This window comes from Variovorax sp. GW821-FHT09D07, assembly GCF_059416345.1.
In genome coordinates this window covers 144,419-162,635 of the sequence record NZ_JBWKOY010000007.1, presented here as the reverse complement: position 1 = coordinate 162,635, position 18,217 = coordinate 144,419, and the positions used below count along the sequence as shown (strand labels likewise).

Genomic DNA, 18,217 nt, shown 5'->3' with positions numbered 1-18,217 from the left:
TCTCAGGCGCCGTAGCGCGTGCGGTAGGCCAGCACGCGCTCGCGGTGCGCGCCGAGGTCGGCGGCGGCGTTGCCCGAGAGGTAGCTCAGCAGGTCGTCCAGCGTGGCGATGGGCACCACCGCGAGGCCGAGCTGGTTGCGCACGTACTGCACGGCGCTGTGGTCCACATCGACGCCGTTCTCGGTGGCTTTTTCCTGCCGGTCCAGGGCGATGGCCACGGCATGCGGCGTGGCGCCCGCGGCCTGGATCGCGGCGATCGATTCGCGCACCGCGGTGCCGGCCGACATCACGTCGTCGACGATGAGCACGCGGCCCTTCAGCGGCGCACCCACCAGATTGCCGCCTTCGCCGTGCGCCTTGGCTTCCTTGCGGTTGTAGGCGAAGGGGTAGTTGCGCCCGCGCCGGGCCAGCTCGGCGGCCACGGTGGCGCCCAGCGGGATGCCCTTGTAGGCGGGGCCGAAGATCATGTCGAACTCGAGGCCGCTTTCGACCAGGCGGTCTGCATAGAATCCGGCGAGCCGCGCGATCTTGGCGCCGTCGTCGAAGAGGCCCGAATTGAAGAAATACGGGCTCATGCGACCGGCCTTGGTCTTGAATTCGCCGAAGCGAAGCACGCCGGCGTCGAGCGCGAACTGGACGAAGTCCTGTGCCACCGCGCTGCTTGTCTGACCGTCTACAGCCATTGGAAATTCCTTGTGTTCAAACTGACCAGTCTCAATCTCAATGGCCTGCGCTCGGCGGCCACCAAGGGCGTCGCCGACTGGGTGGCCGAACTCGCGCCGGATTGTATTTGCATGCAGGAGATCCGCGTCCAGGCCAGCGATGTCGAAGGCCGCTTCGAGCAGATGGCCGGCCTGCAGGGCCACTTCCACTTTGCCGAGAAAAAAGGCTACGCGGGCACCGCCATCTACACGAAGCATGCGCCCAGCGCCGTGGTGGTGGGCTGGGGTGATCCCGAATTCGACGCCGAAGGCCGTTACCTCGAGCTGCGCTTCGACACGCCCAAGCGCAAGTTCTCGGTGATCAGCTGCTACTTCCCGAGCGGCAGCTCGGGCGAGGAGCGCCAGGCCGCCAAGTTCCGCTTCCTGAAGGGATTCTTCCCGCACCTGCTGGCGCTGAAGAAGGAGCGCGAGTTCATCCTGTGCGGCGACATCAACATCGCGCACCAGGAGATCGACCTGAAGAACTGGCGCGGCAACCAGAAGAACAGCGGCTTCCTGCCCGAGGAGCGCGCCTGGATGACGCGCCTGCTCGACGCCGGCACCGAAGGCGCTGGCCTGGTGGATGTGTACCGCCGCCTCAAGCCCGACACCACGGGCGACGCCTACACCTGGTGGAGCAACCGCGGCCAGGCCTACGCGAACAACGTGGGGTGGCGGCTGGACTACCACCTGGCCACGCCGGCGATGGGCGCGCTGGCGCGCACCGAGGCGATCTACAAGACGGTCAAGTTCAGCGACCACGCGCCGATCACGGTGGAGTACGACTTCACGCTGTAAGTCGCCCGCCCGTCGATGCCGATCCCGACTCCGTCTCCGTCCACGAACCCGTCCTCGCCGCCCACGGCCGCGGCGACGGCGGTGTACCTGCCGCGCGACGTGGTGAACGCGCCCGAAGTCAAGGCCGCGATCGCGCGCCGCAGCGCCGAGCGCGGCGACGACGCCGACATGGCGGCCTGGCTGCTGAACCACTTCTTCCGCTGGGCCATCGGCAGTTTCGGCAACGTGCTGCCGGTGCAGTCGCCCGCCGACTACCTGGCCGCGGCCGGGCCCGACAAGCCGCTGCCCGAGTGGCTGGCCAGGCAGCTGCAGCTGCAGCCGCGTGCGCCTGCCGCGGTGAACGCGGCGTCCGCACAGGACAAGGAAAAGTCCAAGGGCAACAAGGGCAACACGGCCGAATCGCCCGCCGCCGAAGCCGCCCCGAAGACTTTCTACTACCTCGACCCCGAGCACCTGCTGCTGGTCGACCGCGAACGCATGCTGGTCGAGTTTTTGCGCTCGCGGCGCGGCACGCGGCTCGAACAGAAACTGCAGCGCATCACCTGCTTCATGGCCATGGCCCTGTGGGAGCAGGAGCACCAGCGCATGCAGGCCAAGCGCAACAAGGGCTGGGTGCCCAGCAGCGGCCTGGCGCTGAAGGAAGTGCTGCGCACGCCCAACGGCGTGATCTTCGAGTTCATCGGCAGCCATGCGGCCTTGCGCGAGGAAATGGCCTACGAGTCGTTCCACATGCAGCACTGCCTGGGCCAGTTCGCCAACATCAAGAAGCTGAACGGCGGCTACGGCGAGCAGTACGCGAGCGCCGCGCAGAGCGGCCGGCTGCGCCTGTTCACGCTGCGCAGCGCGGGCAACCTGCCGCACGTGACCATCAGCCTCGACGTGCATCCCGACGGGCTGCGGGTCGACCAGATCAAGGGCAAGCAGAACCGCCACCCGATCCGCAAGTACGCGGACGACGTGCTGCAGTTCCTGCGCACGCTGCCGCCGCGCGGCGAGCGCCACAGCGACTGCGAGGGCATGGGCCTGGTGTTCGAGCCCGAGGCCTCGGACGCCGCCCGGGGCGAATGGAAGTTCGTGACCGACGTGCAAAGCCCCGATTTCCTGCTCAGCGTGATGAGCGGCAACTTCCACCTGATCGAGCACTTCGAGCAGCCGCCGCCGGCCCTGCAATGGCTGCTGCTGCGCATCGCGCCGCACGAGCTGGCGCGGCTGCGGCAGATGGACGTGGCGGTGGCCGCCGCCGCCCGGCTGACGCTGCCCCCGAACCGGTTGCCGCCGTCGCTGCAGGCGGCCCCCACGCAGGCGCCCGCCGCGATGCTGGAGATCGAAGGCATCTCGCTGAGCGCCGCCGTGTGCGCGCCGCCGCTGGGGGCCGCATTGCCATGACGCAGGCCATCGTCATCGTTGTGTTCCTGGGCCTGCTGTACCTCGGGGTGCGCATCGCGTGGTTCATCGTGCGCACGGCATTCCGCATCGTCGTGCGCGGCTCGGGCACGGCGATCGGCCACATGGAAAAGGCCAACGCCGACCTCGCGGTGCGCGCCGCGCAGGCCCGGGCCGACGCCGGCAAGGTGGTGCCCAACCGCCGCCGCTGGGCGCTGGCGCTCGGCGACATCCTGCTGCTGCGCAACGGCCTGCGCTGCGACAGCGACACGCTGGCGCTCGACGTGCCCGCCGAGCAGCGCCAGCGGCTGGCCAAGCAGGTGCTGCGCGAAATGAACATGGCCGCCGACCTGCCCGAGCGCGACATCGCCACGCAGATGCAGGCCGCACTCGTCGGCTGGGTCGGCGGGCTCGGCCGCACCCACGCCAACTTCTACGAACAGCTCGCGGCCGAAGGCCAGGTGCGCGACGCGCTGGCCTTCGACTGCGCGCGCACCGCCTTCCTGGTGCGTTGCATCGCGCTGCTGGGCTGGGTGCCCGAGTCGCAGGCCTGGCTGGTGCTGTTCCTCAACGCGCAGCGCGCGCAAGACAGCTTCGAGAGCTGGGAAGACTTCGGCCACGCCTATGCGCGGGCGCGGCTGCACTGGCTGCGCATCAGCAGCCAGGATGGCCCGGCCTCGTCGCGCGCCACGCTGGAAGTGCAGGAGCACCTGCAGAACACCCAGGGCAACTGGCTCACGCTGCCCTGGAAGCGCTACCGCATCTTCGATCCCCAACCCGTCACTCTCGCCCCCGCCGCGTCGGCCTGACGCGCGAGCCCCGCCCATGACCACCCACACGCCCTCTGCCGCAGCGACCGTGATTCCCCCCGCGCCCGCGCGCTGGAAGCTCTGCGACATCGACGCCCTGCTGCGCGCCGGCGACTACGCCGCACTCGACCAGCGGCTCGACGACGCGCTGGCCGCCAGCTTTCAAGACCGCGACGAGGAAGAGCGCTACTACGGCGCCTTGCCCGACGACCTCGCCGGCTGCACCGCCGACGGCGCCGAAGGCCTGGCCCGCCTGGCCGCGTGGCAGGCCGCCAACCCGCAGTCGGCCCACGCCTGGCTCTGCGAAGCGCACTACTGGTACCACTGGGCCTACGAATACCGCGGTTCGGGCTGGGCCAGCACGGTCACCGCGCTGGGCTGGGAATGCGCCCATGCCTGCGCCACGCGCTGCGCCGTGGCCGCGCTGCGCGCCCTCACGCTCGCGCCCACGATGTGGACCGCCTGCGCCCTGCTGCTGCAGAGCACCTCGGCCTTCAACGAGCCCGACTGGCTCACCGAGCTGGTGCGCAGCGGCCGCTGGCCCGACAAGCCGCTGCAGCACGACTTTTCGCTGGACGACGACGAGGCCACCCGCGACGAGTTGCTGGCGCAGCTCGCGCGCTCCGGCCTGGCGCACGACGAGCGCGTCGCCTGCCCCGAGGCCGTGCCCACCGCCCTGCCCTCGCCCGTGCAGGGCCGCAAGGTGATCAGCGGCACGTCCTACTGGATCCACGCCACGCTGCACGTGCACCCGCGGCTGTTCTTCTTCATGCGCCAGTGCGTCTGGTTCCAGCAGCCGCGCTGGGGCGGCAGCCACGAGCGCGTGCGCGCCTTCATCGCCTCGCCCGCCTGCGCCCACCTGAGCGAGGTCGAGAAAGACCGGCTGCGCCACGAGATCTGGCGCGACGACTACCAGGGAAACAGCGTCGACAAAGACGAAGACCCGGCCGAAGCGCAGCAGCGCATGGCCGCCACGCGCCAGCGCGCCCAGGAGGCGCTCTACCCCTACCACCGCTGGGAAACCCTGCGCTGGCTGGCCGTGAGCCACTACATGCTCGACCAGCACGCCGAAGCGCTGGCCTGCCTGCGCGAGGCCGAGAGCCACCATCCCATCGACGACGACTACGCGATGAACATGGCGGTGCACGTCGCCCTGGAGCAGGACCCCGGCGGCCACTGGCTGGGCCAGGCCATCTGCAACAGCGCCAACGCCTACGAATGCAACACCGCGCTGATCCTGCACGGCTACTGCAGCCTGAAAGGCGCCTTCGGCTTCGTGCCCAACACGGCGACCGGCAACGCCTGGCTGGCGGCCGCGCGCGAACGCAACGCCGGCACTGAGAACTGGGACGACCTGGCCCGCGCGCTGTGGCGCGTGCCGCGCAACCAGGAAGCCTTCGAGATCCTGGAGATGGGGCTGGCCGCCGGCGACACCTCGTGCCTGCTCACGCTCGGCATCTTCCACGCGGGCGGCGAGCACGGCACCAAGGACCGGCAGCAGGCGATGCACTGCTACGGCCAGGCGGCACAGGCCGGCAACAGCGTCGCAGCCTACAAGCTGGGCTACCTCTGCCACGACATGGCCTGGGAAGACGCCACGCCCGCGGCGCAACGCCCCGCGCTGCAGGCGCAGGCGGTCGAGGCCATGCTGAAGGCCCGCGAGCTGGGCCACGACGACGCCACCGAGGGCGCGCTGATGTTCATCAGCGACCTGTCCGACATCCCCGTGCGCCACCGCCACCTGGACTTCGTGCGCGAGCACGCCACCAATGGCGACGCCATCGCCATGGCCACGCTGTCGACCCTGCTGGCCGACGCCAGCGACAAGGTGCTCTACAACTACCGCGAGAGCGTGCGCTGGATCATGGGCGCGCAGGCCGTGGCGCCCGAGGACGAGTTCGTGGTGAACGTCACCAAGAACACCCACCAGGACGGCTTCCTGTCGTCCACGCTCTACAAGCTCACGCGCCGGCAGATCAAGGCGCACGAGATCCCGGGCGGCGACAACGCGATGGTCTGAGAGCTACCGAGAAAGCGCCGGCAAGGCCTTCGCCAGCGTCTCGCTGAAGGCGCGCATCGCCTCGGTCTCGTGCGTGCCGCGCTTGGTCAGGCGAAAGAAGTCCATGCCCACGCGCGGCTTCAGCAGCACGTCGGTCTTCACGCGGTGACGGCGGCAGGCCGCCAGCGCGAAGGTGGGCATCACGGCGGTGCCGAAGCCGGCCTCGACCATCGAGATCAGCGTGCCGAAGAAGTTGAAGGCGGGCCGCTGCGCGTCGGCCAGTCCGATCTCGCCGAGCTGGCGCTCGATCACCTTCTGGATCGGGTTGCCGGGCGGCAGGCCGATCAGCGTGGCGCCGCGCAGCGCGGACCAGGGCGCGGTGCCGACCGGTTCGCCGTCGGCCACGGCCTGCGTGACGCGCATCAGCTCGAAGCGCCCCACGGGCGTGCGGTCGAGCCCCGCCGCGGCCTTGAAGAAGAAGCCCAGGCCGAGGTCGGCCTCGCCCGCGGCCACCATCGCCTCCACATCGCGCAGGTCGGCGTCGAAGAGGCGCAGCACGACCTGCGGATGCGCGGCGCGAAAGCTCGCGAACACCCAGGGCAGCAGGTGCGAGGACACCAGCGGCGTGGCCGCGATGCGCAGCGTCTGGCGCGCCGCGTCGCCCTCGGCGCCGAGCTGCGCAGCCACGTCATCGAGGTCGGTGACGAGCCGCTCCACCACCGGCAGCAGCCGGCGCCCGGCCGGCGTGAGGCTCACCATGCGCGTGGTGCGGTCGAACAGGCGGCAGCCGAGCTGCTTCTCCATCTCGCGGATCAGGATGCTCAGGCCGGCCTGGGTGATGTGCGCCTGCTCCGCCGCGCGGGTGAAGTTGCCGATGCGCGCCACCTGCAGGAAGGCGCGCATCTGGCGCGTGGTCAGGTTCATAAGGATTCATGATAAATCCATATCACATCTAAATTTCCCATATGCCTCGTTTGCGGTCCCAATACGGACCCCATGAGCACCGCACCTAACGAAGTCATCATCCTCGGCGCCGGCATCGGCGGCCTGACCCTCGCCCTGAGCCTGCACCAGGCCGGCATCGCCTGCCGCGTGTACGAGGCCGTGCCCGAGCTGCGCCCGCTCGGCGTGGGCATCAACCTGCTGCCGCATGCGGTGCGCGAGCTCTCCGAGCTGGGCCTGCTCGACGCGCTCGACGCCGTGGGCGTGCGCACGCAGGAGGCGGTCTTCTTCACCGAGCACGGCCAGCTCGTGTTTCGCGAGCCCGCCGGCCAGCATGCGGGCTACGACTGGCCGCAGTACTCGATCCACCGCGGCGACCTGCAGACCGTGCTGCTGAACGAAACGCGCAAGCGCCTGGGCCCCGACAGCGTGCAGTGCGGCCACCGCTGCACCGGCGTCGAGCAGGACGCCGACGGCGTGACGGTGCACTTTGCCGACGGCCGCGCGCCGGTGCGCGGCGCGGTCGCGGTGGGCTGCGACGGCATCCACTCGGCGCTGCGCAAGCAGCTGTATCCGGACGAGGGTGCGCCGCGCTATTCGGGCATCAACATGTGGCGCGGCACCGCGGCCTGGAAGCCCTTTCTCTCGGGCGGCAGCATGGTGCGCGCGGGCTGGCTCACCGTCGGCAAGATGGTGATCTACCCGATCCGCAACGACATCGACGACCAGGGCCGCCAGCTCGTGAATTGGGTCGCCGAGATCCACGCGCCCCAGCCCGCGATGCGCGACTGGAGCCGCGCCGGGCGCCTCGAGGACTTCCTGCCCGCCTTCGCCGACTGGCACTTCGACTGGCTCGACGTGCCCGCGCTGATCCTGGCCTCCGACACCATCCTGGAGTACCCGATGGTCGACCAGGACCCGCTGCCGCGCTGGAGCCACGGCCGCCTCACGCTGCTGGGCGACGCCGCGCACCCGATGGTGCCGCGTGGCTCCAACGGCGCGGGCCAGGCGATCATCGACGCGCGTTTTCTCGCAGGCGCGATGAAGCGCGAAGGCGTGGGCATCGCGGCGCTCGACACCTACGACCGCGTGCGCGTGAAGGCCACCACCGACGTGGTGCTGACCAACCGCAGCAACCCGCCCGACACCATCCTGCGCGAGGTGTTCGAGCGTTCGGGCGGCCAGCGCGTCGAGAACCTCGACGCGATCGTCACGCAGCAGGAGCTGCAGGCGATCTCCGACCACTACAAGCGCGTGGCCGGCTACGACCCGGCGGCGCTGAAGGCGCGCGCGTCGTACCTCTGAGCGCCGGCCAATTCACAGATCAAGACGGAGACAAGACCCCCATGAGATTTCTGCGCAAGACCTTCGCCACCCTGCTGGTTGCGGCCAGCGCCGCCGCGGCCCACGCCTGGCCCGACCAGCCGGTGACGCTGGTGGTGCCCTACACGCCCGGCACCGGCATCGACCTGATCGCACGCCAGCTCTCGGCCCGCCTGCCCGCCGTGCTCGGCCAGCCGGTGATCGTGGAAAACCTGGCCGGCGCCAGCGGCAACATCGGCAGCGAGAAGGTGGCACGCGCCAAGCCCGACGGCTACACACTGCTGGTGCAGGTCAACACGCTGGTGATGAACAAGGGCCTGTACAAGTCGCTCGCCTACGACCCGGTGGCCGACTTCACACCGGTGTCGCAGACCTCGTGGGGCACGCTGCTGCTGGTGACCAACCCGTCCACCCAGAAGGCGGGCTCGCTCGCGCAGCTGGTGGCCACCGCCAAGGCCAACCCCGGCAAGCTGACCTACGCCACGCCGGGTGTCGGCACGCCGCACCACCTGTCGATGGCACTCCTGATGCAGGGCACCGGCACCGACCTGCTGCACGTGCCCTACAAGGGCACGGCCGGCGCCGTCACCGACCTGCTCGGCGGGCGCATCGACGCGATGTTCCTGCCGGTGCACGTGGCGCTGCAGCACATCCAGGCCGGCAAGCTCAAGGCGCTCGCCACCGGCAGCGGCCATCGCCTCCCGCAGCTGCCCGACGTGCCCACCCTGGCCGAAGCCGGCGTGACCGCCGACAACGTCGACATGTGGTACGGCGTGCTCGCGCCCAAGGGCACGCCCGCCAACGTGGTGGCGCGGCTGAACACGGAGATCGCCGCGGTGCTGAAGTCGCCCGAGGTGGCGAAGTCCTTCGAGTCGCAGGGCATGGTGCCCGCCAGCTCGACGCCGGCGGCGTTCGGCGCGCTGATCCAGAAGGATGCGCAGCGCTGGGCGACGGTGGTGAAGAAGGGGAACATCACCGCCGACTGAGCGCAGCGAGAAGCCCGCTACTTGCGCGCAGCCGCCCGGTACAGGTTCTCGACCTTCGGCACGTTCGCCTCGAGCTTGGCGATGCGGTCCGGCCCGCTCGGGTGGGTCGACAAAAAGCTCAGGCCGCCCTGGTTCTTGGAGGCGGTGGCCATCTTCTTCCACAGCGACACCGAGGCCTGCGGGTCGTAGCCCGCGCGCGCGGCGAGCTCCAGGCCCACGAGGTCGGCGTCGGTCTCGTCGCTGCGGCTGAACTTCAGGGTGATGAGCTGCGTGCCGGCGCGCGCCGCGAGGTCGCCGACCTGGCCGAGCCCCAGCAGCTGCGCGCCGATGGACAGCGCCGCGCCGGTGCCGACGCTCTTGGCCATGCGCGCACGGGCGTGTTCGCGCAGCGCGTGCGCCATTTCATGGCCCATGACCATCGCGACCTCGTCGTCGCTCAGCTTGAGCTGCTCGAGGATGCCGGTGAAGAAGGCGATCTTGCCGCCGGGCATGCAGAAGGCGTTGATCTGCTTGCTGCCGATGAGGTTCACCTCCCACTTCCACTCGCGGGCGCGGGTGTTCCACGGCAGGGCGAAGGGAATGAGCCGCTGCGCGATGGTGCGCAGGCGCTGCAGCTGCGCGTTGCCGTCACCGGCCAGTGCGCCCTTGGCGCGCGCCTGTTCGAGCAGTTGGCCGTACTGCTGCACGCCGGCCGCCTCGATCTGGTCGGCGGGCACGAGGTTGCGCGCCACCGAGGCGTTGCCGACATTGACCTGCGCCAGTGCCGGCGCGCTCAGCGCCGCACCGGCGGCGGCCAGCAGGAAGGCCCGGCGCGGGTTCCATGCCGAGGCTTCGGAGAGGGCGGAAAGGGGGCGTTCGCATCGTGTGCACATAGGTGCCCGGATGATAGGAACAAATGGAGACGAGCGGGCGCACCGATGTCCTCCATAGCTCATGGACAATCCCCCACTCATGTCCGCACCGCCCGCCGAACCCACCCAAGCCCCCGCGAGCGCCGCGCTGCCCTGGCGCGACGCGCTCAAGGTCTACCTCGAACCCGCCACCCTGCGCATGCTCGCGCTGGGCTTCTCGGCCGGCCTGCCGCTGCTGCTGGTGCTGGGCACGCTGAGTTTCCGGCTGCGCGAGGCGGGCATCGACCGCACCACCATCGGCTACCTGAGCTGGGTCGGGTTGGCCTATGGCTTCAAGTGGGTCTGGGCGCCGCTGGTCGACCGGCTGCCGCTGCCGCCGCTGACCACGCTGCTCGGACGCCGGCGCGGCTGGCTGCTGCTGGCGCAGGGCATGGTGATCGTCGGGCTCGTCGGCATGGCGATGAACGACCCGCGCCTGGGGCTGCAGCCGCTGATCTGGTGCGCGCTGCTGGTGGCGTTCGGCTCGGCCACGCAGGACATCGCGCTGGACGCCTTCCGCATCGAATCGGCCGAGACGCGCAAGCAGGCCGCGCTGGCCGCCGCCTATCAAACGGGCTACCGGCTCGCGATGATCTGGGCCGGCGCCGGCGTGCTGTGGGTCGCGGCCTGGGCCGAGGTGGCGCCCGCCGTGGCCGTCACCGGCGCGGCGGCCTACCAGAACGGCGCCTGGAAGACGGCCTACCTCGTCATGGCGGCCTCGATGGCGGTGGGCGTGCTCACGGTGCTGCTGTCGCCCGAGCCGGTGCGGCGCGTGCTGCCGAAGGCGAAGAACGCGGGTGAATGGCTGCGAAGCGTGCTGATCGAGCCTTTTGCCGACTTCATCCGCCGCTACAAGTGGCAGGCGGCGCTGATCCTGGCGCTGATCGCCATCTACCGCATCAGCGACGTGGTGATGGGCATCATGGCCAACCCCTTCTATGTGGACATGGGCTTCACCAAGGACCAGGTGGCCACGGTCAGCAAGATCTACGGCGTGATCATGACGTTGGTGGGCGCCTTCGTGGGCGGCGTGCTGTCGATGCGCCTGGGCGTGATGCGGGTGCTGATGCTGGGCGCCGTGCTGAGCGCCGCGAGCAACCTGCTGTTCGCCTGGCTGGCCACGCGCGGGCACGACCTGACGGCGCTGATCGCCGTGGTCTCGGCCGACAACCTGGCCGGCGGCATCGCCTCGGCGGCCTTCATCGCCTACCTGTCGAGCCTGACCAACATCAGCTACTCGGCCACGCAGTACGCGCTGTTCAGCTCGCTGATGCTGCTGCTGCCGAAGTTCATCGCCGGCTATTCGGGCGCGTTTGTCGACGCCTACGGCTACAGCACCTTCTTCACCGCCACCGCGCTGCTGGGCGTGCCGGTGCTGCTGCTGGTGGCGCTGGCCTCGCGCATGGCGGCCCGCACAGGCGACGGCGAGCGTCAATAGGGCCTGCGCCGGAGCTGTCATCTATAGGAAACAGCCGACGCAACCTGATACGCAACGCTGGTAGGCTGCGACATTCATTGCGTGAAAATTGCGCTTTCCCGCTTTTTCTTCTGTCGCCGACGCCCTTTCGCCTGTCGCCTGCCCCCACATTCATCGTGCCGTCCCGAATTTCTCCCCTTCAAATCAGTGCCTACACGGCCACCTCGGCCGTTGGCGTCGGCAAGGAAGCGCACGCCGACGCACTCGCGCACTCCCGCAGCGGCCTGCGCGCCAACGACTTCGGCGAGGCGCCGCTGCCGACCTGGATCGGTCGCGTCGACGGCCTGGAAGACGTCCGCCTGCCCGAATCGGCCGCGTTCTGGGACTGCCGCAACAACCGGCTGGCCTGGCTGGGCCTGCAGGCCGACGGCTTCCTCGAGGCCGTAGCCGCCGCGCGCCAGAAGTACGGTGCCACGCGCATCGCGCTGGTGCTCGGCACCTCCACGGCCAGCATCGGCGAGACCGAGCTGGCCTACACGCAGCTCGACGCCGACGGCAACTTTCCGCCGGACCAGCGCCGCGCGGCCGTCCACACGCCGCATTCGCTGGCCATGTTCGTGCAGCAGGTGCTGGGCATCGACGGCCCGAGCGAGACGATTTCCACCGCCTGCTCGTCCAGCGCCAAGGTGTTCGCCTCGGCCGAGCGCCTGATCCGCCTGGGCCTGGCCGACGCGGCCGTGGTCGGCGGCGCCGACACGCTGTGCGGCAGCGTGCTGTTCGGTTTCAACTCGCTGGAGCTGGTCTCCACCGAGCCCTGCCGCCCCTTCGACGCCGACCGCAAGGGCATCAGCCTGGGCGAGGCCGCGGGCTTCGCGCTGGTCGAGCGCGTGCAGGCGGGCGAGAGCGCCACGCAGCTGCTGGGCTACGGCGAAGCCAGCGACGCACACCACATGTCGACGCCGCACCCCGAGGGCCTGGGCGCCGAGCGCGCACTCGACGACGCGCTGGCCCGCGCCGGCCTGTCGGCCGACGCCATCGACTACATCAACATGCACGGCACGGCGAGCCAGAAGAACGACGAGGTCGAGGGCGCGCTGGTGGCGCGCCGCTTCCCGGCGCGCACGCACGCCAGCTCGACCAAGGGCTTCATGGGCCACACGCTGGGCGCCGCGGGCATCGTCGAGGCCGTCGTCTGCCTGCTGGCGATCGAGCGCGGCCTGATGCCGGGCACGGTCAACACGCGCACGCTGGACGAAGGCTTCGGCCCCCAGATCAAGCTCGAACCCGCCACGGGCGAGGTGCGCTACGCGCTGTCCAACTCCTTCGGCTTCGGCGGCAACAACTGCGCGCTGGTCTTCGGCAAGGCGGTGACGGCATGAGCACCCCCACGCTCTACATCGAAGGCCCCGCCTTCTGGACCCCCACGCTGCCCGGCTGGGAGGCCGCGCGCGCGGCCTTCCGCGGCGAAAGCGCGCTGGCCGATCCGCCCGCCAAGCGGCCCTCGCCGCAGGTGCTGGCCCCGGCCGAGCGCCGCCGCGCGCCCGACACCGTGGCGCTGGCGCTCGAAGTGGCCGCCGCGGCCATCGCAGGTGCCGACCGGCCCGCGGCCGACGTGCCCTGCGTGTTCACGTCGGCGCACGGCGACCTGTCGATCAACGACTACATGTGCAGCACGCTCGCGGGCGACCCGAAGATGCTGTCGCCCACCAAGTTCCACAACTCGGTGCACAACGCGGCCGTGGGCTACTGGACCATCGGCACCGGTTGCATGGCGGCCAGCAACGCCGTCTCGGCCTATGGCCACAGCTTTGCCGCCGGCCTGCTCGAAGCGGCCGTGCAGTGCGCGGCCGACCAGACGCCGGTGCTGCTGGTGGGCTACGACGCCCCCACGGTCGGCGCGCTGGCCTCGGTGACCGACAGCCGCGGCCTGCTGGCCGTGGCGCTGGTGATCGCGCCCGAGCGCACGGCCCGCACGGTGGCCAGCCTCGACTGGTCGCTGGTCGGCGACGGTACGGCGACCGCGCCGCGCTCGGCCGCCGCCGCCACGCTGAAGGACATCAACCCGATGGCCGACGCCCTGCCCCTGTTCGAGGCGCTGGCCCAGGCCCCGGGCAGCGCCGACGCGCCCATCGACCTGCCGCTGTCGGCCGCGCTGGCCCTGCGGCTGCGCCTGCAGGCCGCGGGCTGACCGGCCTGCGCCGGGGGGCGGCGGTGCGTGTTGACACACGCAACCGCGCCCCGGTACGTCATCATTGCCGCATGGCGCCCACGCAACCTGGGCGAGGCGCTATGTTTTTCGCAGCGATCCAGGTTGACAGGGCGATGCTGCGTTTACCCAACTTTACGGAGCGTTCAAGCCCGCTTGCTCCCGGTGAACGACCATGAAGCGCATGAGCACCCCCCAACTCCTGATGATCGAAGACGACGCCCGCCTGGCGCAGATGGTGGGCGAGTACCTGACGCAGTCGGGTTTCGCCTTCAACCACGCCGGCGACGGCGCCACCGGCCTGGAGCAGCTGCAGCAGCACGCGCCCGACCTGGTGATCCTCGACCTGATGCTGCCCGACACCGACGGGCTCGAGGTCTGCCGCCGCATTCGCGCCCTGCCCGGCCCGCTGGCCAAGGTGTCGGTGCTGATGCTCACGGCCAAGGGCGACCCGATGGACCGCATCATCGGCCTGGAGATCGGCGCCGACGACTACCTGCCCAAGCCCTTCGAGCCGCGCGAGCTGCTGGCGCGCATCCGCGCCGTGCTGCGCCGTCGCAGCGAGAACGCCACCGAGGCCGAAGCCTCCACGGTGATGCGCTTCGGCACGCTCGAGATCGACCGCAACGCGCGCACCGTGTCGGTGGCCGGCGCGCTGGCCGACCTCACCTCCTACCAGTTCGACCTGCTGGTGGCGATGGCCGAGCGCGCGGGCCGCGTGCTCACGCGCGACCAGATCATGGAAGCCGTGCGCGGCCGCGAGCTCGAAGCCTTCGACCGCTCGATCGACGTGCACATGGGCCGCATCCGCGCGGCCATCGAGGTCGACGCGAAGAACCCCAAGCGCATCCTGACGGTGCGCGGCGTGGGCTACGTCTTCGCCAAGCAACAGGACTGACCAGGACCGCCCCGCGATGCTGCGCAGCCTCTACCGCCGCCACCTCTACGTCCGCATCTGGCTCGCGGTGGTCGGCGGCGTGGTCATCCTCACGCTGATGGCCAACTGGATCGTGCGCGTGGCCGCCGAGGCCGAGCGCGAACGCCTGGCGCCGGTGCCGCGCGAAGTGGTCGTGCTCGACAGCCAGGACCGCACCATCGGCACCGGCAAGGCCATGCGCGTGCCCGGCCAGGGCCTGGAGTTCGACGTGCAGCTGAGCGACGGCCGCGACATGACGCTGCGCGTGGCGCCGCGCGAGCGCCCCACCGGCACTGGCGGCTTCGCGCCCTGGCGCACCCCGTTCGGGCTGGGTTGGATGATTGCGCTCGTGGGCGTGGCGGTGGCGCTGGGCGTCTACCCGATCGTGCGGCGCATCACCCAGCGGCTCGAGACCCTGCAGCGCGGCGTGCAGCGCTGGGGCGAGGGCGACCTCTCGGCGCGCGTGATAGAGGAAGGACAAGACGAAGTGGCCGATCTCTCCAAGCGATTCAATGCCTCCGCCGAACGCATCGAGCAGCTCGTGCGTTCCCACAAGTCGCTGCTGGCGAACGCCTCGCACGAGCTGCGCTCGCCGCTCACCCGCATCCGCATGGGCCTGGAGCTCATGGGCGACCAGCCCAGCCCGGCGGCGCGCGAGGAAATCTCGCGCAACATCGGCGAGCTCGACCAGCTCATCGACGAGATCCTCTTGGCCAGCCGGCTCGACGCCAGCGAGGCCGACATGGGCACCATCGAAGCCGTCGACCTGACCGGTCTGGCCGCCGAAGAGTGCGCGCAGGTGAACGCCGAACTCGACCTGGCCGAAGGCACCGACAACGCCACGCTCACCGTGCCGGGCGTGTCGCGCCTGCTGCGCCGCGCGATCCGCAACCTGCTCGAGAACGCCCGCCGCTACGGCGCCGGCGAGATCAGCGTCGAACTCGGCAGCGCCGGCGGCTACGCCACGGTGCGCGTCAACGACCGCGGGCCGGGCGTGCCGGCGACCTTGCGCGAACGCATCTTCGAGCCCTTCTACCGCCTGCCGGGCGCCAGCGAGCGCAATGGCGGCGTCGGCCTGGGGCTGGCGCTGGTGAAGTCGATCGCCGAGCGCCACGGCGGATCGGTGCGCTGCGAAGACCGGCCGGGTGGCGGCGCGAGCTTCGTGATCTGCCTGCCGGCCAAAGCCATCGCCGCCGCAGCGCACTGAGCGCCAGCGGGCGCACAGGGGCAAGTCAGGTTCGGCCGAGGGGCCGCACCTAAAATCCCGGCCCTATGCAGAGATCGCACATCGTTCGGCCCGCGGCCATGTTCTGGGGGCTGGTGGTGTTCATGCCGGTCGGCGTCACCTACCTGTCGGCCATCGTGCTGCTGCTTGCCCTGCTGGTGGGCGGCGGCTTGCGCGAGCGCTATGCGCGGCTGCGCGCCAACCCGCTGTGGTGGCCGGTGGTCGCCTACGTGGCGTGGACCTTGATCGTGCTGGCCGTGCGGCCGCACTACCCCGAGACCCCCTCCAACCTGTTCCACGGGCTGCGCATCGCCTTCACCTTCCTGATGGCGATGGCGCTCACGCGCGAGGAGGCGCTGTGGGCGCTGCGCGGCTTCCTCTTGATCGCGGCGCTCAACATCGTGCTCATCGTGCTGCACTACAGCCTGGGCTTTCCGGTGCCGGGCGCGCTGCGCGGCGTGGTGATGGAAGTGGGCAACAAGTCGATCAGCAACGCGCTGCTGTTCAGCATCGTCGCGGCCAGCGCCGCGGTCTACGGGCTGTCGCAGATCACGGGGCACCGGCCCCTGCGCGCACTGGCGGCCTTCGCGCTCGTGCTCGGGCTGGGCGCCGTGGTCGCGCTGCCGCTCACGTCGCGCACCTCGGTGCTCGCGCTGCTGCTGGTGATTCCGGTGGTCTGCCTGCATCAGTGGAAGAACCACCTGAAGGCGCTGTCGGCGGCGCTGATCCTGGGCGCGGTGGTGATCGGCGCAAGCCTGTACCAGCTGCCGCAGCTGCAGCAGAAGGTCGAGACCGGCATCGAGGAACTCGAGAAAGCGCAGACCGGCGCCGTGTTCCACGGCAGCTGGATCATCCGCTACTACATGTACCGAGACACCGGCGCCATGATCGCCGACCAGCCCGTCGCGGGCTGGGGCATCGGCGGCTGGACCGACCAGTGGCACAAGCGCGGCCCGGCGCTGTTCGCCGACTCCAACATGCCGCACAACGACTTCCTCTGGGTGGGCGCGCAAAGCGGCATCCCCGGCATCCTGAGCCTGCTGGCGATCATGCTGGTCGCCGTCTGGCAGGCCTGGCGCCGGCCCGACATCGCCGGCCGCTACGCGCTGGCCGCGACACTCATCGCACTCATCGCGTCGAGCGTGAACTCGGCCATGCGCGACGCGCAGATCGGGCTGGCGGTGCTGTGGATCGCGATGGTCTACCTGCGGCTGGCGCAGGAATCGCAGGACCCCGATCCGTGGCGCGGCCTGTGGCCGAGGGCCCGGCCAAGCTGAAACGAAAAAACCGGCCGCGAGGGCCGGTTTTTTTTCTTTCCGCCTGGCCGCTCAGTGGCGGCTGGACACGGTCTCGCCCGCCTTCAGGCGGTACACCGTGCCGCAGTACGGGCACTTGGCTTCGCCGGTGCGCGCCACGTCGAGGTAGACCTTCGGGTGGCTGTTCCAGAGCTTCATGTCGGCCTTGGGGCTGGGGCAGAACACGCCGCCCTGGTGGTTGAGCTCCTTCGCGAGGAGTTCGACGACTGCATTGGTGGACATGTTGTTCCTCAGACCTTCGTGAGCCAGTGGGCGTACTTGGGGTTCTTGCCGTTCACGATGTCGAAGAAGGCCGACTGGATCTTCTCGGTGACCGGGCCGCGCGCGCCGCCGTCGCCACGGTTGCCGATCTCGATGCGGTCGAGTTCGCGGATGGGCGTCACTTCGGCGGCCGTGCCGGTGAAGAAGGCCTCGTCGGCCACGTACACCTCGTCGCGCGTGATGCGCTTTTGCACGAGCTCGATCCCCAGGTCCTTGCAGATGTGCAGGATCGTGTTGCGCGTGATGCCGTTCAGGGCGCCGGCCGACAGGTCGGGCGTGTAGACCACGCCGCCCTTGACCACGAACACGTTCTCGCCCGCGCCTTCGGACACGAAGCCGCTCGCGTCGAGCAGCAGCGCCTCGTCGTAGCCGTCGTCCAGCGCTTCCATGTTGGCGAGGATCGAGTTGGTGTAGTTGCTCACCGTCTTGGCCTGCGTCATCGTGATGTTGACGTGGTGGCGGGTGTAGCTGGAGGTCTTCACGCGGATGCCGCGGCGCATGCCTTCTTCGCCGAGGTAGGCGCCCCACGACCAGGCCGCGACCATGGCGTGAATCTTGTTGCCCTTGGGGCTCACGCCCAGCTTCTCGGAGCCGATCCAGATCAGGGGGCGCAGGTAGCAGCTTTCGAGCTTGTTCTCGCGCACGACCTGCTTCTGGGCTTCGTTCAGCTGTTCCTGCGAGAACGGGATCTTCATGCGCAGGATCTTGGCGCTGTTGAACAGGCGCTCGGTGTGCTCGGCCAGGCGGAAGATGGCGGTGGCGCCGTCGGCCGTCTTGTAGGCGCGCACGCCCTCGAAGGCGCCGCACCCGTAGTGCAGCGTATGGCTCAGCACGTGGATCTTGGCGTCGCGCCAGTCCACGAGTTCGCCGTCCATCCAGATCTTGCCGTCACGGTCGTCCAGCGAGGGGGGGATCGAGCTCATTTCCTGATTCCTTTGGGAGCGGTGTGGGGGGGGGGGCGACCCACTGGGAAGTCGCAAAAGCTTTCGATTTTACGGCCGAGCCCGGAACCGGGTGCCCGACAATGGCCGGTTGTGCCAACCAG

General features: G+C 69.9%; 17 protein-coding genes. 12 read left to right on the top strand and 5 right to left on the bottom strand.

Features of this window, described 5'->3' with window-relative positions; translation table 11 throughout:
- Positions 1-2 precede the first annotated feature (2 nt).
- Positions 3-683, bottom strand: a complete 681-nt coding sequence (gene pyrE, locus AC07OX_RS23570; protein ID WP_056583914.1) for an orotate phosphoribosyltransferase — start codon at positions 681-683, stop codon at positions 3-5.
- A 12-nt stretch (positions 684-695) separates the two neighbouring features.
- Between pyrE and AC07OX_RS23565 the strand changes: the two genes are divergently transcribed.
- From AC07OX_RS23565 to AC07OX_RS23550, 4 genes are read left to right on the top strand one after another with little or no spacing between them, the layout of a single operon-like run.
- The gene (locus AC07OX_RS23565; RefSeq protein WP_062472711.1) at positions 696-1,499 is read left to right on the top strand and encodes an exodeoxyribonuclease III; all 804 of its coding nucleotides are present in this window, start codon (positions 696-698) and stop codon (positions 1,497-1,499) included.
- 15 nt (positions 1,500-1,514) lie between these two features.
- Positions 1,515-2,885 carry a hypothetical protein gene (locus AC07OX_RS23560; protein WP_495262075.1) on the top strand — a complete coding sequence of 457 codons (1,371 nt, stop codon included), beginning with the start codon at positions 1,515-1,517 and terminating at the stop codon, positions 2,883-2,885.
- Positions 2,882-3,691, top strand: coding sequence for a DUF1266 domain-containing protein (locus AC07OX_RS23555; RefSeq protein WP_495262074.1), 810 nt, complete (start codon positions 2,882-2,884; stop codon positions 3,689-3,691). Before AC07OX_RS23560 ends, AC07OX_RS23555 begins: the two co-directional genes overlap by 4 nt.
- Before the next feature lie 16 nt (positions 3,692-3,707).
- Positions 3,708-5,711 (top strand): DUF4034 domain-containing protein, encoded by a 2,004-nt coding sequence (locus AC07OX_RS23550; RefSeq protein ID WP_495262073.1) that lies wholly within the window; start codon positions 3,708-3,710, stop codon positions 5,709-5,711.
- 3 nt (positions 5,712-5,714) lie between these two features.
- Here AC07OX_RS23550 and AC07OX_RS23545 read toward each other — a convergent pair whose 3' ends face one another.
- Positions 5,715-6,614: a LysR family transcriptional regulator gene (locus AC07OX_RS23545; RefSeq protein ID WP_495262072.1), complete on the bottom strand. Its 900-nt coding sequence runs from the start codon at positions 6,612-6,614 to the stop codon at positions 5,715-5,717.
- A gap of 72 nt (positions 6,615-6,686) precedes the next feature.
- On the opposite strand from AC07OX_RS23545, the gene AC07OX_RS23540 reads away from it, so the two are divergent.
- Both AC07OX_RS23540 and AC07OX_RS23535 read left to right on the top strand, forming a co-directional pair.
- The gene (locus AC07OX_RS23540) at positions 6,687-7,937 is read left to right on the top strand and encodes a flavin-dependent oxidoreductase (RefSeq protein WP_495262071.1); all 1,251 of its coding nucleotides are present in this window, start codon (positions 6,687-6,689) and stop codon (positions 7,935-7,937) included.
- A 41-nt stretch (positions 7,938-7,978) separates the two neighbouring features.
- Positions 7,979-8,941 (top strand): tripartite tricarboxylate transporter substrate binding protein, encoded by a 963-nt coding sequence (locus tag AC07OX_RS23535; protein ID WP_495262070.1) that lies wholly within the window; start codon positions 7,979-7,981, stop codon positions 8,939-8,941.
- A 17-nt stretch (positions 8,942-8,958) separates the two neighbouring features.
- Here AC07OX_RS23535 and AC07OX_RS23530 read toward each other — a convergent pair whose 3' ends face one another.
- Positions 8,959-9,813 carry a M48 family metallopeptidase gene (locus AC07OX_RS23530; RefSeq protein ID WP_369645052.1) on the bottom strand — a complete coding sequence of 285 codons (855 nt, stop codon included), beginning with the start codon at positions 9,811-9,813 and terminating at the stop codon, positions 8,959-8,961.
- A 61-nt stretch (positions 9,814-9,874) separates the two neighbouring features.
- Here AC07OX_RS23530 and AC07OX_RS23525 point away from each other — a divergent pair, with 61 nt between their 5' ends.
- The 6 genes from AC07OX_RS23525 (at position 9,875) to AC07OX_RS23500 (ending at position 16,872) form a co-directional block, all read left to right on the top strand.
- Positions 9,875-11,269, top strand: coding sequence for an AmpG family muropeptide MFS transporter (locus AC07OX_RS23525; protein ID WP_070063493.1), 1,395 nt, complete (start codon positions 9,875-9,877; stop codon positions 11,267-11,269).
- 155 nt (positions 11,270-11,424) lie between these two features.
- Entirely contained in the window at positions 11,425-12,627 is a 1,203-nt protein-coding gene (locus AC07OX_RS23520) for a beta-ketoacyl-[acyl-carrier-protein] synthase family protein (protein WP_495262069.1), read from the top strand.
- Positions 12,624-13,436: a beta-ketoacyl synthase chain length factor gene (locus AC07OX_RS23515; protein WP_495262068.1), complete on the top strand. Its 813-nt coding sequence runs from the start codon at positions 12,624-12,626 to the stop codon at positions 13,434-13,436. Before AC07OX_RS23520 ends, AC07OX_RS23515 begins: the two co-directional genes overlap by 4 nt.
- Before the next feature lie 193 nt (positions 13,437-13,629).
- On the top strand, positions 13,630-14,352 hold the full coding sequence (locus tag AC07OX_RS23510) for a response regulator (RefSeq protein ID WP_062476797.1): 723 nt from the start codon (positions 13,630-13,632) through the stop codon (positions 14,350-14,352).
- Between the two features lie 16 nt (positions 14,353-14,368).
- Positions 14,369-15,577, top strand: coding sequence for an ATP-binding protein (locus AC07OX_RS23505; protein WP_062476799.1), 1,209 nt, complete (start codon positions 14,369-14,371; stop codon positions 15,575-15,577).
- 65 nt (positions 15,578-15,642) lie between these two features.
- On the top strand, positions 15,643-16,872 hold the full coding sequence (locus AC07OX_RS23500; RefSeq protein WP_495262067.1) for an O-antigen ligase family protein: 1,230 nt from the start codon (positions 15,643-15,645) through the stop codon (positions 16,870-16,872).
- 51 nt (positions 16,873-16,923) lie between these two features.
- On the opposite strand, the gene AC07OX_RS23495 is transcribed toward AC07OX_RS23500, so the two are convergent.
- Together AC07OX_RS23495 and AC07OX_RS23490 are read right to left on the bottom strand one after the other, a co-directional pair.
- A complete protein-coding gene (locus AC07OX_RS23495) occupies positions 16,924-17,133 on the bottom strand; it encodes a zinc-finger domain-containing protein (protein ID WP_007836801.1) in 210 nt (69 codons plus the stop codon).
- 8 nt (positions 17,134-17,141) lie between these two features.
- The gene (locus AC07OX_RS23490; protein ID WP_095949799.1) at positions 17,142-18,095 is read right to left on the bottom strand and encodes a branched-chain amino acid transaminase; all 954 of its coding nucleotides are present in this window, start codon (positions 18,093-18,095) and stop codon (positions 17,142-17,144) included.
- Between the last annotated feature and the right edge of the window lie 122 nt (positions 18,096-18,217).

Excerpts from the sequence above, each read along its gene's own strand:
- pyrE (WP_056583914.1), bottom strand. The coding sequence starts at position 683 with ATGGCTGTAGACGGTCAGACAAGCAGCGCGGTGGCACAGGACTTCGTC.
- AC07OX_RS23560 (WP_495262075.1), top strand. The coding sequence starts at position 1,515 with ATGCCGATCCCGACTCCGTCTCCGTCCACGAACCCGTCCTCGCCGCCC.
- AC07OX_RS23555 (WP_495262074.1), top strand. The coding sequence starts at position 2,882 with ATGACGCAGGCCATCGTCATCGTTGTGTTCCTGGGCCTGCTGTACCTC.
- AC07OX_RS23550 (WP_495262073.1), top strand. The coding sequence starts at position 3,708 with ATGACCACCCACACGCCCTCTGCCGCAGCGACCGTGATTCCCCCCGCG.
- AC07OX_RS23545 (WP_495262072.1), bottom strand. The coding sequence starts at position 6,614 with ATGAACCTGACCACGCGCCAGATGCGCGCCTTCCTGCAGGTGGCGCGC.
- AC07OX_RS23540 (WP_495262071.1), top strand. The coding sequence starts at position 6,687 with ATGAGCACCGCACCTAACGAAGTCATCATCCTCGGCGCCGGCATCGGC.
- AC07OX_RS23535 (WP_495262070.1), top strand. The coding sequence starts at position 7,979 with ATGAGATTTCTGCGCAAGACCTTCGCCACCCTGCTGGTTGCGGCCAGC.
- AC07OX_RS23530 (WP_369645052.1), bottom strand. The coding sequence starts at position 9,813 with ATGTGCACACGATGCGAACGCCCCCTTTCCGCCCTCTCCGAAGCCTCG.
- AC07OX_RS23525 (WP_070063493.1), top strand. The coding sequence starts at position 9,875 with ATGGACAATCCCCCACTCATGTCCGCACCGCCCGCCGAACCCACCCAA.
- AC07OX_RS23515 (WP_495262068.1), top strand. The coding sequence starts at position 12,624 with ATGAGCACCCCCACGCTCTACATCGAAGGCCCCGCCTTCTGGACCCCC.
- AC07OX_RS23510 (WP_062476797.1), top strand. The coding sequence starts at position 13,630 with ATGAAGCGCATGAGCACCCCCCAACTCCTGATGATCGAAGACGACGCC.
- AC07OX_RS23505 (WP_062476799.1), top strand. The coding sequence starts at position 14,369 with ATGCTGCGCAGCCTCTACCGCCGCCACCTCTACGTCCGCATCTGGCTC.
- AC07OX_RS23500 (WP_495262067.1), top strand. The coding sequence starts at position 15,643 with ATGCAGAGATCGCACATCGTTCGGCCCGCGGCCATGTTCTGGGGGCTG.
- AC07OX_RS23495 (WP_007836801.1), bottom strand. The coding sequence starts at position 17,133 with ATGTCCACCAATGCAGTCGTCGAACTCCTCGCGAAGGAGCTCAACCAC.
- AC07OX_RS23490 (WP_095949799.1), bottom strand. The coding sequence starts at position 18,095 with ATGAGCTCGATCCCCCCCTCGCTGGACGACCGTGACGGCAAGATCTGG.